The organism is Micromonospora sp. LZ34, assembly GCF_052981855.1.
Genome location: NZ_JBRIQN010000002.1, coordinates 44,633 through 59,018, shown reverse-complemented (window position 1 = coordinate 59,018; position 14,386 = coordinate 44,633). Strand labels below are relative to the sequence as shown.

The following is a 14,386-nucleotide window of genomic DNA, read 5'->3' as shown; positions in this document are numbered from 1 at the left end:
GGGATCGCGGCGCCCCTTTCTTCGTGTACGGGGTCAGGCGGTGCGGCGCTGGCGCAGCCAGAGCACCGGACCACTGACCAGGTAGCCGACCACGACCAGGGCGAAGGTCAGCCGCACGTCGACCAGCGCGCCGATCACCGGGGCCAGCCACAGCCACGGGGGCAGCTTGACCAGCCGGGCGAGCTTGGCGTACGGGAAGCTGGAAACCATCGTGAAGGCGAGCACGGCCACCCCGGCCACCAGCACCGGGCCCGGCACCGGCAGCCCGATGGCGACGGTCAGCGCGAGCACCGCGGCGGCCATCGTGGTGGGCACCCCGCAGAAGAACCGGCCGTCCTTGGGCGAGACGTTGAACCGGGCCAGCCGGATCGCCGCGCACGCCGCGACCAGCGCGCAGGCCACCGCGGCGGCCGGCGTGGAGACCGACCCGGCGAGCGAGGCGTAGACCACCACCGGGGCGGCGAGGCCGAACGAGCACATGTCGGCGAGCGAGTCCATCTGCGCGCCGAACGGGCTGGCAACCCCGAGCCTGCGGGCCAGCGCGCCGTCCAGGCCGTCGAAGGCGACGCAGGCGATCAGGCATAGCGCGGCCATCCGCACCTCGCCCTGCATGGCGAGGAAGATCGCCAGCATGCCGAGCATCAGGCTGGCCAGGGTGCACCCGTTGACCACCGCGAACTTCATCCGGCGGGCGGCCGAGCGCTCGCCGGGCAGCAGCGGGATCGACATCGAGGGCGACTCGTCGACCGGCGCGGCGGGCGCGAGGGCCGGACTGACCGGCATGACCGCCTCGATCTCGGCCCGGCGGCTGAGGCCGTAGCGGCGGCGCGGCCGGTCGGCGTAGTGGCGCTCCGGCAGCGCCACGTCGGCGGACTGCAGGTCACCGTCGCGGCGGCCCACCCGGACCAGCAGCACCTGGCGGGCGAACGTGCCGCTGCGGCGCAGCGGGCCCGCCCAGCGACGCCCTGCGGGGCGCGGACTGTCGGTCGTACGACGCCGGCGCCAGATGGCTCTCGGCACGTTTTCCTCCATCACCGGATCGGCTGGCCCGCCGCTCGGGCGGGGGCGTCCGGCTGTCTCGTGCCGGACCGCTCTGGCCCGGCAGCCGTTTTGCGGAGTACACCATCGCATAGGGGAACGGGGATTGGCGATAGCTGCCGGCGGTACTTATATCTCCCTTAAACCGCGCGAACCGCTTTCTTATTCCCATCCCGGGCTTCATCGCCCGTTTCCTCCACCAACCCCACCTCGACTGTACCGGAGCGCCCCCACATCGGCTCGACGGCCGGGTGCTCGCCGCCTCGATGTCCGATCCCCGCCCAGCGAGGTGACGAACCGGTACGAAGCGGCGGTGACCGGCCGGTCAGCGGCGGCCCGGACGCGGGACCACCTTCGCGGCGATCTCGGTGAGCGGGAGCCCGGCCAGCTGCTCCGGGGTGAACCAGGCGGCCCGGGCGGTGGAGCCGCCGGCCAGCTCGGTCACCCGGGCCTCGGTGGGCGCGTCCACCGCCACCCGGTAGATCACCCGGACGCCGTGCCAGTCCAGCGGGCGCCCCTCCGGGCCGAGGGCGGCCGGGTTGTGCAGGTTGTCCACCCCGATCAGCTCGACCACCCGGCCAAGCTGGCCGCTCTCCTCGACCAGTTCGCGCAGCAGCGCGGCGATCGGCTGCTCGCCGTGGTCGGTGCCGCCGCCGGGCAGGTGCCACCGGCCCGCTCCGGGGTAGCCGTCCGCGATCATGGTCAACAGCACCCGCCCGGCCGGGTCGGTCACCAGCCCGTACGCCCCGAAGCGCAGCCGCCGGTCGGGCCGGGCGGCCGGCGCGGCCGGCAGCGCCCGGGGCAGACCCGGCGGCAGGGGTGTGACGGGCAGGCCGAGCAGGTCGGCGGTGAACGGCATCAGCGGCACGGCCGCCGCCTCGGCGGGCGTGAACCAGGAGAGCTCGTCGCTGCCGCCGGCCGGCTCCGGCCGCGGTTCTCCGCCCCGCACGGCGACGTCGAAGACGAGCCGGTCGGTGTGCACCGCGACGCCGGAGTCTCCGAAGGTGGTCACGTCGGCGAGCACGGCCCGCAGCCCGGTCACCTCCACGGCGAGGCCGGTCTCCTCGGCGAACTCGCGGACCACCGCGTGCGCCGGGTGCTCGGCGTGCTCCACCCCGCCGCCCGGCAGCTGCCAGACTCCCGGGAAGGGGCAGGAGGCCGACCCCCGGGCCAGCAACACCCGGCCGGCGTCCTCACACACCCCGTACGCCCCGACCCGCCGCAGCTCCTCGGCCACCCGCTGCTCCCCCGCATCGCCGGCTCCACCCCGTCGATCATGAGGCTAGCGGCACCCGAGCCGGCGTGTGGCCCGGTCAACCTCATGATCAACGCGGCGCGGCGTGGGTGGGTCAGGCCAGGCGGGCGGCCTGGACGGCTTCGGCGGTCACCTCGGTGAGGCGGTCGGTGGGCAGGGCGCCGAGTTCGGCGGGGGCGAACCAGCGCGCCTCGCAGGTGGAGCCGCCGACGTCGGCGACGGTCGGCGGGGCCGGCTGGTCGACCACCACCCGGTAGAAGGCGCGCACGCCGTGCCAGTCGATCGGGTAGCCCTCCGGGCCGAGCGAGGCGGCGTCCCGGTGGCTGGCCACCCCGAGCAGCTCGACCAGGCGCCCGGTCTGCCCGGTCTCCTCGACCAGCTCGCGGATCAGCGCCGCGCCCGGCTGCTCGCCGTAGTCGGTGCCGCCGCCGGGCAAGTGCCAGCAACCCGCGCCGGGATAGCCGTCGGCCACCCGGGTGAGCAGCACCCGCCCCTCGGGATCGGTGCAGACCGCGTACGCGGCGAAGCGCTGCGCCCGGTGCAGCCCGTCCGGGCCGGGCACCGCGTAGAAGGAGGGGAACTCCGGCGGCTCGTCCGGCACCACGTCGGCGGAGGAGGCAGGCAGGTCCAGGGCGCGCGCGGTGAACGAGCGCAGCGGCAGTTCGGCGGCCTCCTCGCGGGTGAACCAGCGGGCCAGGTCGGTCGGCCGGTCCACCCGGTCGGCGAGCGTCCCGCCGCGGACCGAGACCCGGTAGATCAGCCGGTCGGTGTGGATGGTGATGCCCCGCTCGGGCAGCGCCCGCATGTCGGCCAGCACGTCGCTGAGGCCGGAGACGGTCACCGAGAGCCCGGTCTCGGCTGCGGTCTCCCGGACGACGGTGTGGTTCGGGTCCTCGCCGTGGTCGACCGCCCCGCCGGGCAGCGACCATGTGCCGGGAGTGCCGGAGCGCTCCGACGCGCGGACCAGCAGGACCCGGCCGACCGGGTCAGCACAGACTGCGTATGCCGCGATCCTGCGCAGCGGCTTCAGCGAGGTGGTCACGGGAGGAAATTCTCCCCGGCGCCGGTTACCGGCATCGAAAAGAGTCAGATTCCTGACTCAAGACTCCCCATCAGGGGTCGGTCAGGGTAGAGGTCCGGGCGGTCACCGAGGTCGATCCGGCCGGCCGCGCGGAGGCTGGAGGCATGACACACACCAACCCTCCCCAGGCCCCGTACAAGCAGCTCCGCCGCCCGACCACCGACCGGATGGTGGCGGGCGTGGCCAGTGGTATCGGCCGCTACTTCGCCGTCGACCCCACCCTGGTCCGGGTCGTCTTCGCCGTCAGCGGCCTGCTCACCGGCGGGCTCGCGCTGCTCGCGTACCCGATCATGTGGTTCCTGATGCCCGAGGAGCCGGCCGACGCGCCGGCCTGGCCGCACCCGGCGGAGGGCGCGCCGCCCACCGTGGCGCAGCCCACCGTCCCGCCGACCACCGCCGGGCAGCCGGCGCCGCCGACCTACCCGCCGGCGGCGTGAGGCCGGGTCACTCCCACTCGATGGTGCCCGGCGGCTTGCTGGTCACGTCCAGCACCACCCGGTTGACCTCGGCGACCTCGTTGGTGATCCGGGTGGAGATCTTCGCGACCACCTCGTACGGCAGCCGGGACCAGTCGGCGGTCATCGCGTCCTCGCTGGAGACCGGGCGCAGCACCACGGGGTGTCCGTAGCTGCGCCCGTCCCCCTGCACCCCGACGCTGCGCACGTCGGCCAGGAGCACCACCGGGAACTGCCAGACGCCGCGGTCCAGGCCGGCGGCGGTCAACTCCTCCCGGGCGATCAGGTCAGCCCGGCGCAGCACGTCCAGCCGCTCCCGGTCCACCGCGCCGATGATCCGGATGGCCAGGCCAGGCCCCGGGAACGGGTGCCGCCAGACCATCGCCTCGGGCAGGCCGAGCTGGAGGCCGAGCGCCCGGACCTCGTCCTTGAAGAGCGTGCGCAGCGGCTCGACCAGGGCGAACCTCAGGTCCTCCGGGAGACCGCCGACGTTGTGGTGGCTCTTGATGTTGGCGGTGCCGGTGCCGCCACCGGACTCGACCACGTCCGGGTAGAGGGTGCCCTGCACCAGGAACTCGACGTCGCCGTGCGCGGCGACCTCGCGGGCGGCGGCCTCGAAGACCCGGATGAACTCGCGGCCGATGATCTTGCGCTTCTGCTCCGGGTCGGTCACCCCGGCCAGCGCGCCGAGGAACCGGTCGGCGGCGTCGACCACCTTGAGTTTGATCCCGGTGGCGGCGACGTAGTCCTTCTCCACCTGCTCGGCCTCGCCGGCGCGCAGCAGGCCGTGGTCGACGAAGACGCAGGTGAGCTGGTCACCGACGGCCTTGTGCACCAGCGCGGCGGCGACCGCCGAGTCGACCCCGCCGGAGAGGCCGCAGATGACCTCCTTGTCGCCGACCTGCTCGCGGATCCGGGCCACCTGCTCGTCGATGATGTTCTCGGCCGTCCAGGTGGGCTCGATGCCGGCGATGTCGTGCAGGAAGCGGCGGAGCATCTCCTGGCCGTGCGCGGTGTGCCCGACCTCGGGGTGGAACTGCACGCCGGCCCGACGGCCGGCGAGGTCCTCGAACGCGGCCACCGGCGCGCCCGCCGACTCGGCGGTCACCGTGAAGCCGGCCGGCGCCTCGGTGACGCAGTCGCCGTGGCTCATCCAGACCGGCAGGTCGTCCGGCAGTTCGCGGAGCAGCACGCCGGCCTCGGGGCGGGCCCGCAGCGGGGTGCCGCCGTACTCGCGGTTGCCGGTGCGGGCCACCGTGCCGCCGAGCGCCTGGGCCATCGCCTGGAAGCCGTAGCAGATGCCGAAGACCGGCACCCCGGCGTCGAACACCCCGGCGTCGATCTGCGGCGCGCCCGGAGCGTAAACGCTGGACGGGCCGCCGGAGAGGATGATCGCGGCCGGCTGCTTCGCCAGCATCTCGGCGACCGGCATCGAGTGCGGCACGATCTCCGAGTAGACGTTGGCCTCGCGCACCCGGCGCGCGATGAGCTGGGCGTACTGGGCTCCGAAGTCCACCACGAGGACGGGGCGAGGCGTGCTCATGTGCAGAAAGCCTACCCACAGTCACGGCCCACCCCGGGCGCGCCCCGCCGCACCGCACCCGCAATCCGCGATCTTGCACTTCCCGCCCCGACAAACAGCGCAGAAGTCGCAGCTCGGGGGCCGCAGGTGCAAGATCGCGGGGGTCAGGGGCGCAGGGCGGCGGGGGCGTGCGGCGGGACGGCCGGGTGCCGGGGCGGGACCGGGGCGAGCCGGACGTACGGCGACCCGAGCGGCGGCCGGGGGTCCTCCTCGCCCTGGTTGGGCCAGAAGGACATGGCGCGTTCGGCCTGGGCGGTGATGGTCAGCGACGGGTTCACCCCGAGGTTCGCCGAGATCGCCGCGCCGTCCACCACGTGCAGCCCCGGGTGGCCGTGGACCCGGTGCCAGGGGTCGATCACCCCGTCGGCAGCGGTGGCGCCGATCACCGCTCCGCCGAGGATGTGCGCGGTCATCGGGATGTCGAACGGCTCGGTGAGCGACCCGCCGGGCACGCCACCGATCTCCTCGGCGAGCAGCCGGGCGGCGGTGTTGCCGGCCGGGATCCAGGTCGGGTTCGGCGCGCCGTGGCCGGGGCCGGAGACCAGCCGCCGGCCGAGCGGGCCGCGCCGGAACCGGGTGGTCAGCGAGTTGTCCGCCGACTGCATCACCAGGGCGATCACCGTCCGCTCCGACCAGCCGCGCACGGAGAGCATCCGGGCGGCCGTGCCGGGCTGGCGGAGCAGGGTGGCCACCCAGCGGCGCACCCGGTGCGGACCGCCGTCGACCAGCAGCGACTGGAGCAGGCCCATCGCGTTGGAACCCCGGCCGTAGCGGACCGGCTCGATGTGGGTCTGCGGGTCGGGGTGGAACGAGCTGGTGATCGCCACCCCCTCGGTGAAGTCGAGCCGCTGCGCGCGGGCCCGCTGGCGCGGCACCGAGGCGCCGAGGATCGCCTCGGAGTTGGTCCGGGTCAGCTCGCCGAGGCGGGGCGAGAGCGCGGGCAGCGCCCCGGTGGCCTTCATCTCGTGCAGCAGCCGCTGGGTGCCGAGCGCGCCGGCGGCGAAGACCACCTGGTCGGCGTGGATCACCTGACGGCGCCGGCGCAGCCACGCCCCGGTGCGGACGGTCTCCACCGCGTAGCCCCCGCCCGCGGCCGGCCGGACGGCGGTCACCGTGGTCAGCGGGTGGACCACGGCGCCGAGCCGCTCGGCCAGCCAGAGGTAGTTCTTCACCAGGGTGTTCTTCGCCCCTTGCCGGCAGCCGGTCATGCAGGAGCCGCAGTGCGTGCAGCCGGTGCGCTCCGGGCCGGCGCCGCCGAAGTACGGGTCGGCGACCCGCTCGCCCGGGCGGCCGATGTGCACCCCGACCGGGGTGGCGTGGAAGGTGTGCCCCACCCCCATCCGCTCGGCCACCGCGCGCATCGCCCGGTCCGCCCCGGTGAGCATCGGGTACGTGGTGACGCCGAGCATCCGCTTCGCCTGGTCGTAGTGGCGGGCCAGCTCGTCGCGCCAGTCGGTGATGTCGCGCCACTGCGGGTCGTCGTAGAAGGCGGGCAGCGGCTCGTAGAGGGTGTTCGCGTAGACCAGCGAGCCGCCGCCGACCCCGGTGCCGGAGAGCACCATCACCCCGCCGCCGGCCCGCCGGTCGGCCGGACGGAGCAGGGTGATCCGTTGCAGGCCGTAGCAGCCGAGCTTCGGCGCCCAGAGGAAGCGGCGCAGCCGCCAGGAGGTCTGCGGGAACTCGTCGTCGGCGAAGCGCCGCCCGGCCTCCAGGACACCGACGCGGTAGCCCTTCTCGGCGAGCCGGAGCGCGGTGACGCTGCCGCCGAACCCGGACCCGATGACGAGCACGTCGTACCGCATGGACGCATCATTACCGGTCAGTAGCGGTCGCGCCAGGGGCAGTTTTCGCGCGATCATGCACCCCGTCCACCGCCCGCCGCCCCCGGACGCAACCCGAGGCCACCGTCGGAGCGTTGAGTCAGGTACGGGAAGAGGGGTCGGACATGGTGCTGGGATCACGGACGCCGCGGCGGCGCTGGCTGCTGGGGCTGGCCCTGCTCACCGCCGTCGTGCTGGTGGTGGCGGGCGCCGTGGTGGTGACCCGGCTGGTCGACCGGAACGCCGGGTCCGGGTCGCCGGTCGCCGGCACCCCGGGCGGCACCCCCTCGCCCACGGGCGGCACGCCGAGCGGTAGCCCCAGCCCGACCGGCCCACCGCCGGGCGCGGACATCACCGGCCCGCTCAACCTGCTGCTGGTCGGCGTGGACACCCGGGTCAGCGTGCCCGGCTGGGAGCCGCACGCCGACGCCGTGCTGGTGCTGCACGTGCCGAAGGGACTGGGCCGGGCGTACCTCTTCTCCCTCCCCCGCGACCTGGTGGTGGACATCCCGGCCTTCCCGAAGGCCGGGTACCGGGGCGGGCGGACCAAGCTCACCCACGCGATGAGCTACGGCAGCCGGGTGCCGGGCAAGCCCAAGCAGCCGAGCACCGCGCAGGGGTACGAACTGCTGCGCAGCACCGTCAGCGGCTACACCGGCCTGCGCATCGACGCCGGCGGGGTGCTCACCTTCGGCGGCTTCGACAAGCTGGTGGACACCCTCGGCGGGGTGGACATCTACGTCGACCAGCGGGTGGTCTCCCGGCACCGCCGCCCGGACGGCCGGCACCGCGACCCGGCGCCCGGCGGCTACACCGGGCCGCAGATGGTCTACGAGAAGGGCCAGCGGCACCTGACCGGCTGGCAGGCGATCGACTACGCCCGGCAGCGCTACCTCACCGGCGGCGACTATGCCCGGCAACGGCACCAGCAGCAGCTGGTCCGGGCCCTGGTCCGGAAGCTCCTCGACCAGGACCTGGCCCGGCAGCCGGAACGCGTCGAGCAGGTGGTCGCCGCGCTCGGCGACACGCTGGTCTACGCCGCCGCCGGCGGACGGCGGATCGTCGACTTCGCGTACGCCCTCGGCGGGCTGCCGGCGGACCGGTTCGTCCTGGTCGGACTCCCCGGCGCCGCGGTCGGCCGGGGCAGCGGCTACCGCGGCGAGCAGCTCACCGGGACCGGCCGGGACTTCCTCACCGCGCTGCGCGCGGGCCGGGCCGAGGCGTACCTCGCCCAGCACCCGCAGCTGCGGATCCGGACCTGACCCGCCGGGCGGGCGGTCAGAGCCGCTCGGGGCGGTCGGGGCGTTCGGTGCCGTAGAGCCAGGCGTCGAAGAGGTCGTCCAGCCGCTCGCCGGAGATCCGCTCGGCCAGCGCCACGAACTCGGCCGTGGTGGCGTTGCCGTCGCCCTTCTCCGCCGCCCAGGTCTTGAGGATCTCGAAGAAGGCCTTGTCGCCGACCGCCACCCGCAGCGCGTGCACGGTCATCGCGCCGCGCTGGTACACCGACTCGCTGAACAGGTTCTCCACCCCCGGCTTCCCCGGCGGGGTGCGCCACACCCGGCTGGCGGCGCCCTGATAGCGCGCCTCGAACGTCTGCTCCGCCTTCCGGCCGGCGTCGTGCTCGGCCCAGAGCCACTCGGCGTACGTGGCCAGCCCCTCGTTGAGCCAGATGTCCTGCCACTTGGCGAGCGTCACGCTGTTGCCGAACCACTGGTGGGCCAGCTCGTGCGCGACCACCCCGGTGTTCTCGCCGTCGCGGAAGAAGGCCGCGGCGTAGACCGGGCGGCTCTGCGTCTCCAGCGCGTACCGGATCCGGTCGTCGGAGACCACCACCCCGCCGTACGACTCGAACGGGTACGGGCCGAAGAGCCGCTCCAGGTAGTCGGCGACCTTCACGGTCTCGGCGATCGACCGGTCCGCCGCGCCCTCGGAGAGCCGGGTGGTGACCGCGTGGAACACCGGCCGTCCCTTGTGCTCGCCCCGGGTCAGCCGGAACTTGCCGATCACCACCGTGCTCAGGTAGCTGGCCATCGGCGTCCGCTCGGCCCATTTCCAGGTGGTCCAGCCGTCCGCGCTGCTCCTGCCCACCGGCACGCCGTTGCTCACCGCGGTCAGCCCGTCGGGCACGGTGATCTCGAAGTCGTAGGCGGCCTTGTCGGAGGGGTGGTCGTTGACCGGGAACCAGGTGCTCGCCGACTCCGGCTGGCCGAGCGCGATGGCGCCGTCGGCGGTGTGCAGGAAGCCGCCCTCGCCGACCGCCTCGTTGCGCAGCGGCTCCGGCTCACCGTCGTAGCTGATCTCGGCGACGAAGCCGTTGCCGGCGATCAGGCCGCGTGCCGGCGTGATCACCAGCTCGTCGCCCTTGCGGCTGTGCCGGGCCGGGGCGCCGTCCACCGTCACCGCGCGTACGGTCAGCCCGGCCAGGTCCAGATTGAACGCGGAGAGGTCGGCGGTCGCGGCGGCCTGCACGGTGGTGGTGCCGGTGAGCCGGTCCTTCGCCGGGTCGTAGCGCACCCGGACGGTGTACCGGCCGACGTCGTATCCGCCGTTGCCGTAGGTCGGGAAGTACTCGTCGCCCACCCCGGCGGCCCCGGGTTTGAACTGGCGCCCGGCGCCCGGCGTCGGGGCGGCCGAGGTGACGTCCGGCTCCACCGCGGACCCGCACCCGCCCACGCCCAGCGCCCCGACCATCAGCAGGCCGGTGACCAGCAGAACCCGCCGCGACAGCGCCATCGCCTCGCCCCTTCCCGCGCCGACGGGCCGCCCGGCCGGTCGGCCGGCGGCGGCCACCGGGGGACCCGCGCCACGGCCGGCCCGCCCGGCGGCAGCCTACCGACCGTCGATCAAGGACCCGTCACGGCAGGGCGGGCGCGCTGCCGCCGACCAGCCAGGCGTCGAAGAGCGGCCGCAGCGCCCGCCCGGCGACCCGCTCGGCGAGCGCGACCAGGTCGGCGGTGGTGGCGTTGCCGTCCCGCCGCTCGGCGGTCCAGCCGCGCAGGATGCGGAAGAAGGTCTCGTCACCGACGGTACGGCGCAGCGCGTGCACGGCCAGCGCGCCGCGCTTGTAGACGGCCGTGCCGAACAGCTGTGCCGGTCCCGGGTCCACGGACGGCCGGGACCAGTCCGTGGCGGCGTACTGCAGCTCGAAGTTGCGCTGCGCGGTGCGCCCGCCGTCGTGCTCCTCCCAGAGCCACTCCGCGTAGCTGGCGAACCCCTCGTTGAGCCAGATGTCGCTCCACCGGGTCAGCGCCACGCTGTTGCCGAACCACTGGTGGGCCAGCTCGTGGGCGACCACCCCGGTGTTCGGCTGGCCGTCGCGGAAGAAGCCCGGCCCGTACACCGGCCGGGACTGGGTCTCCAGCGCGTAGCCGATCCGGTCGTCGGTGACCACGATCCCGCCGTACGAGTCGAACGGGTACGGCCCGAAGCGGCTGGCCAGGAAGTCGGCGATCTCCCCGGTCCGGGCCAGCGAGGCGGCCGCCGGGCCGGTCGCCGGCAGGCTCGCCGGCACGGCGGTGACCATCGGCTTGCCGGCGTGGGTGCCCGTCCGCACCCGGTAGTCGCCGATCACCAGCGTGCTCAGATAGCTGGCCATCGGCGCCCGCTCGGTCCACCGCCAGGTGGTCCAGCCGCCCGCGCTCGTCTTCTCCCCCGGCACCCCGTTGCTCAACGCGGCCAGCCCGTCCGGGACGGTCACCTCGATGTCGTAGGTGGCCTTGTCGGACGGGTGGTCGTTGACCGGGAACCAGGTGGCCGCCGAGCGCGGCTGGCCGAGCGCGATGGCGCCGTCGGCGGTGTGCAGGAAGCCGCCGCTGCCCAGCACGCCGTCCAGGACCGGGGCGGGCACCCCGCCGTACTCCACCTCGACGGCGAAGCGGTTGCCCCCGGCCAGGCCCGCGGCCGGGGTGACCACCAGCTCGTCGCCGTCGCGGGTGTGCTCGGCCGGGCTGCCGTCCACCCGGACCGCGGCGACGGCCAGCCCGGCCAGGTCCAGGTTGAACCGGGACAGCGGCCGGGTCGCGGTCGCGGTGACCACGGCCCGCCCGGTGAGTCGGTCGTCGGCCGGGTCGTAGCGCACGGCCAGCCGGTAGGCGGCCACGTCGTAGCCGCCGTTGCCGGCGCCGGGCACGTACGGGTCGCCGAGGTCGGCCGCGCCCGGGCGGAAGCCGTCGTCGGGGTCGGGGGCGGTGCAGCCGGTGAGGGCCAGCGCCGCCACGACGGCGACGGCCACGGCTCGGCGGGACCGGTCAGGAGTACGACGCACCGGCCGAGCCTAACGGCGCGGCCGATGCGGGAAGGGCGACTCGCGACGGGTCAGCGGTCGAGGACCAGGCCGACCTTCTGGAACTCCTTGAGGTCGCGGTAGCCGCACTTGGCCATCGCCCGGCGCAGCCCGCCGAAGAGGTTGAGCTGCCCGTCCGGCTCGTCGGCCGGGCCGAAGAGCAGCTGCTCCATCGAGCCGAGCGGCTCGCCGGCAACCTCGAACGCGCCCCGCGGCAGCGACGGGTGGCTGGCGGCCGAGTGCCACCAGGCACCACCGGCCGGCGCCTCGGTGCACAGCGACAGCGGCTCGCCGAGCATCACCGCGTCCGCGCCGCAGCCGAGCGCCTTGGCGATGTCGCCGGAGGTCTGGATGTCGCCGTCGGCGATCAGGTGCACGTACCGGCCACCGGTCTCGTCGAGGTAGTCCCGGCGGGCCGCCGCCGCGTCCGCGATCGCGGTCGCCATCGGCACCCGGATGCCGAGCACCGACTCGGTGGTGGACCACTCGTCGCCGCCGATGCCGACGATCACCCCGGCCGCGCCGGTGCGCATCAGGTGCAGCGCGGTCTTGTAGTCGGTGCAACCGCCGACGATGACCGGCAGGTCGAGGTCGGCGATGAACTCCTTGAGGTTGAGCGGCTCGTCGGTGGTCGACACGTGCTCGGCGGAGACGATGGTGCCCTGGATGACCAGGATGTCCACGCCGGCGTCCAGGATCACCGGGGCCAGCGCCAGGGTGTGCTGCGGGGAGACCCGGACGGCCACCGTCCCGCCGCCGGCGCGCAGCTCGCGGACCCGCTCGGCGATCAGGTCCGGGCGGATCGGCTCGGCGTACACCTCCTGGAGCCGCTTGGTGGCGCGGGCGTCCTCGTCGAGCGCGGCCAGCTCCTCGAGCACCTTGGTCGGGTTCTCGTAGCGGGTCCACAGGCCCTCGACGTTGAGCACGCCGAGGCCGCCGAGCTGGCCGAGCCGGACGGCGGACGCCGGGCTCATCGTGGCGTCGGAGGGATGCCCGACGCAGGGAATGCCGAACTGGTAGGCGTCGAGCTGCCAGTTGGTCGAGACGTCGTCGACGTCCCGGGTCCGGCGGCTCGGCACGATGGCGATGTCGTCCAGGTGGTAGCCGCGTTGCGCGGTCTTACCCAGCCCGATCTCGACCACGTCACGCATGGGGGACTCCAGGTGTCTTCGGGGGTGGTGGTGGGGGTCAGCGGGAGTGGTAGTTGGGCGCCTCGACCGTCATCTGGATGTCGTGCGGGTGGCTCTCCTTGAGCCCGGCCGCGGTGATCCGGATGAGCTGGCCGCGCCGGTGCAGCTCGGGGATGCTCTCCGCGCCGACGTACCCCATCGCCGCGCGCAGCCCGCCGACGAGCTGGTGGGCGACCGTGGCGAGCGGCCCGCGGTAGGGCACCTGGCCCTCCACGCCCTCGGGGACGAGCTTGTCCTCGGCGAGCACGTCCTGCTGGAAGTAGCGGTCCTTGGAGTAGGACTTGCCCTGGCCGCGCGACTGCATGGCGCCGAGCGAGCCCATCCCGCGGTACGACTTGTACTGCTTGCCGTTGATGAAGATCAGCTCGCCGGGGCTCTCCTCGCACCCGGCCAGCAGGCTGCCCAGCATCACCGTGTCGGCCCCGGCGACCAGGGCCTTGGCGATGTCGCCCGAATACTGGATGCCGCCGTCGCCGATCACCGGCACGCCGGCCGGGCGGGCGGCCCGGGCGGCCTCCATGATCGCGGTGATCTGCGGTACGCCGACCCCGGCGACGATCCGGGTGGTGCAGATGGCGCCCGGCCCGACGCCGACCTTCACCCCGTCGGCGCCGGCCTCGACCAGCGCCCGGGCGCCGGCGTAGGTGGCCACGTTGCCGCCGACGATGTCGATGGTGACGTCCTTCTTGAGCCGGCGCACCATGTCCAGCACGGCCCGCTGGTGGCCGTGTGCGGTGTCCACGATCAGCACGTCGACGCCCGCGTCGACCAGCGCCCGCGCCCGCTTGTAGGCGTCCTCGCCGACCCCGACCGCGGCGGCGACGCGCAGCCGGCCGGCGGAGTCCTTGGTGGCGTTCGGGTACTGCTCGCTCTTGGTGAAGTCCTTGACCGTGATCAGCCCGCGCAGCTTGCCGGAGTCGTCGACGATCGGCAGCTTCTCCACCTTGTGCTGGCGCAGCAGGCCGAGCGCGTCCTCCTTGCTCACCCCGACCTGCGCGGTGACCAGCGGAGTCCGGGTCATGATCTCGCGGACCGGGGTGGCCGGGTCGGAGACGAAGCGCATGTCGCGGTTGGTGACGATGCCGACCAGCTGGCCGTCGCCGTCCACCACCGGCACGCCGGAGATCCGGTAGCGCCCGCAGAGCGCGTCGACGTCGCGCAGGGTGTCCCCCGGGCTGGCGGTGACCGGGTTGGTGATCATGCCGGACTCGGAGCGCTTGACCAGGTCGACCTGGAGCGCCTGGTCCTCCAGGGAGAGGTTGCGGTGCAGCACCCCGATGCCGCCCTGCCGGGCCATCGCGATCGCCATCCGCGCCTCGGTCACCGTGTCCATCGCGCTGGACAGCAGCGGCACGCTGAGGTCGATGTTGCGGGTCAGCTTGGTCACCGTGTTGACCCGGCTCGGCACCACGTCCGACTCGCCCGGCTGGAGCAGCACGTCGTCGAAGGTCAGCCCGAGCGGCACCACCCGGGCGGAGCCGGCGGGCAGCTCCGGCAGGTGACCGCCCAGCTCGCCGTGGTCGGCGCCGCTCGGCAGGTCGGTGCTGGGCGAAATTTCCACGATTGCTCCCCTGAGCTGCTCGGACGGGCTTCAGCGAGGTGGCGCGGACGGGCACCGGCGTACGCCGGGTGACGGCGCTTCGCCCCATCGTACCCAGTGACCTGCGCCGGGCCTGCCGGCGG

The 14,386-nt window shown here is 74.2% G+C and carries 11 protein-coding genes; 2 read left to right on the top strand and 9 right to left on the bottom strand.

Annotation, left to right across the window (positions count from 1 at the left end):
- Positions 1-33 precede the first annotated feature (33 nt).
- The 3 genes from ACVCAH_RS02590 to ACVCAH_RS02580 all read right to left on the bottom strand — a co-directional run bounded on the left by ACVCAH_RS02590 (position 34) and on the right by ACVCAH_RS02580 (position 3,335).
- Positions 34-945: a CDP-alcohol phosphatidyltransferase family protein gene (locus ACVCAH_RS02590; RefSeq protein ID WP_447134707.1), complete on the bottom strand. Its 912-nt coding sequence runs from the start codon at positions 943-945 to the stop codon at positions 34-36.
- A gap of 418 nt (positions 946-1,363) precedes the next feature.
- Positions 1,364-2,275, bottom strand: a complete 912-nt coding sequence (locus ACVCAH_RS02585) for an NUDIX hydrolase (protein WP_447134414.1) — start codon at positions 2,273-2,275, stop codon at positions 1,364-1,366.
- A 112-nt stretch (positions 2,276-2,387) separates the two neighbouring features.
- Positions 2,388-3,335 (bottom strand): NUDIX domain-containing protein, encoded by a 948-nt coding sequence (locus ACVCAH_RS02580; RefSeq protein WP_447134413.1) that lies wholly within the window; start codon positions 3,333-3,335, stop codon positions 2,388-2,390.
- 143 nt (positions 3,336-3,478) lie between these two features.
- Between ACVCAH_RS02580 and ACVCAH_RS02575 the strand changes: the two genes are divergently transcribed.
- The gene (locus ACVCAH_RS02575; RefSeq protein ID WP_447134412.1) at positions 3,479-3,811 is read left to right on the top strand and encodes a PspC domain-containing protein; all 333 of its coding nucleotides are present in this window, start codon (positions 3,479-3,481) and stop codon (positions 3,809-3,811) included.
- 7 nt (positions 3,812-3,818) lie between these two features.
- Here ACVCAH_RS02575 and guaA read toward each other — a convergent pair whose 3' ends face one another.
- Positions 3,819-5,372 carry a glutamine-hydrolyzing GMP synthase gene (guaA, locus tag ACVCAH_RS02570; RefSeq protein WP_447134411.1) on the bottom strand — a complete coding sequence of 518 codons (1,554 nt, stop codon included), beginning with the start codon at positions 5,370-5,372 and terminating at the stop codon, positions 3,819-3,821.
- Between the two features lie 143 nt (positions 5,373-5,515).
- Positions 5,516-7,213 carry an FAD-dependent oxidoreductase gene (locus ACVCAH_RS02565; RefSeq protein ID WP_447134410.1) on the bottom strand — a complete coding sequence of 566 codons (1,698 nt, stop codon included), beginning with the start codon at positions 7,211-7,213 and terminating at the stop codon, positions 5,516-5,518.
- 143 nt (positions 7,214-7,356) lie between these two features.
- On the opposite strand from ACVCAH_RS02565, the gene ACVCAH_RS02560 reads away from it, so the two are divergent.
- Complete coding sequence (locus ACVCAH_RS02560; protein ID WP_447134706.1) at positions 7,357-8,493, top strand: LCP family protein; 1,137 nt, start codon at positions 7,357-7,359, stop codon at positions 8,491-8,493.
- Between the two features lie 16 nt (positions 8,494-8,509).
- Here the strand turns inward: ACVCAH_RS02560 and ACVCAH_RS02555 are convergent, their stop codons facing one another.
- The 4 genes from ACVCAH_RS02555 to guaB form a co-directional block, all read right to left on the bottom strand.
- Complete coding sequence (locus ACVCAH_RS02555) at positions 8,510-9,964, bottom strand: M1 family metallopeptidase (protein WP_447134409.1); 1,455 nt, start codon at positions 9,962-9,964, stop codon at positions 8,510-8,512.
- A 121-nt stretch (positions 9,965-10,085) separates the two neighbouring features.
- Entirely contained in the window at positions 10,086-11,495 is a 1,410-nt protein-coding gene (locus ACVCAH_RS02550; protein ID WP_447134408.1) for a M1 family metallopeptidase, read from the bottom strand.
- A gap of 50 nt (positions 11,496-11,545) precedes the next feature.
- Positions 11,546-12,664, bottom strand: coding sequence for a GuaB3 family IMP dehydrogenase-related protein (locus ACVCAH_RS02545; RefSeq protein WP_447134407.1), 1,119 nt, complete (start codon positions 12,662-12,664; stop codon positions 11,546-11,548).
- Between the two features lie 37 nt (positions 12,665-12,701).
- Positions 12,702-14,264, bottom strand: coding sequence for an IMP dehydrogenase (gene guaB / locus ACVCAH_RS02540; RefSeq protein WP_447134406.1), 1,563 nt, complete (start codon positions 14,262-14,264; stop codon positions 12,702-12,704).
- Between the last annotated feature and the right edge of the window lie 122 nt (positions 14,265-14,386).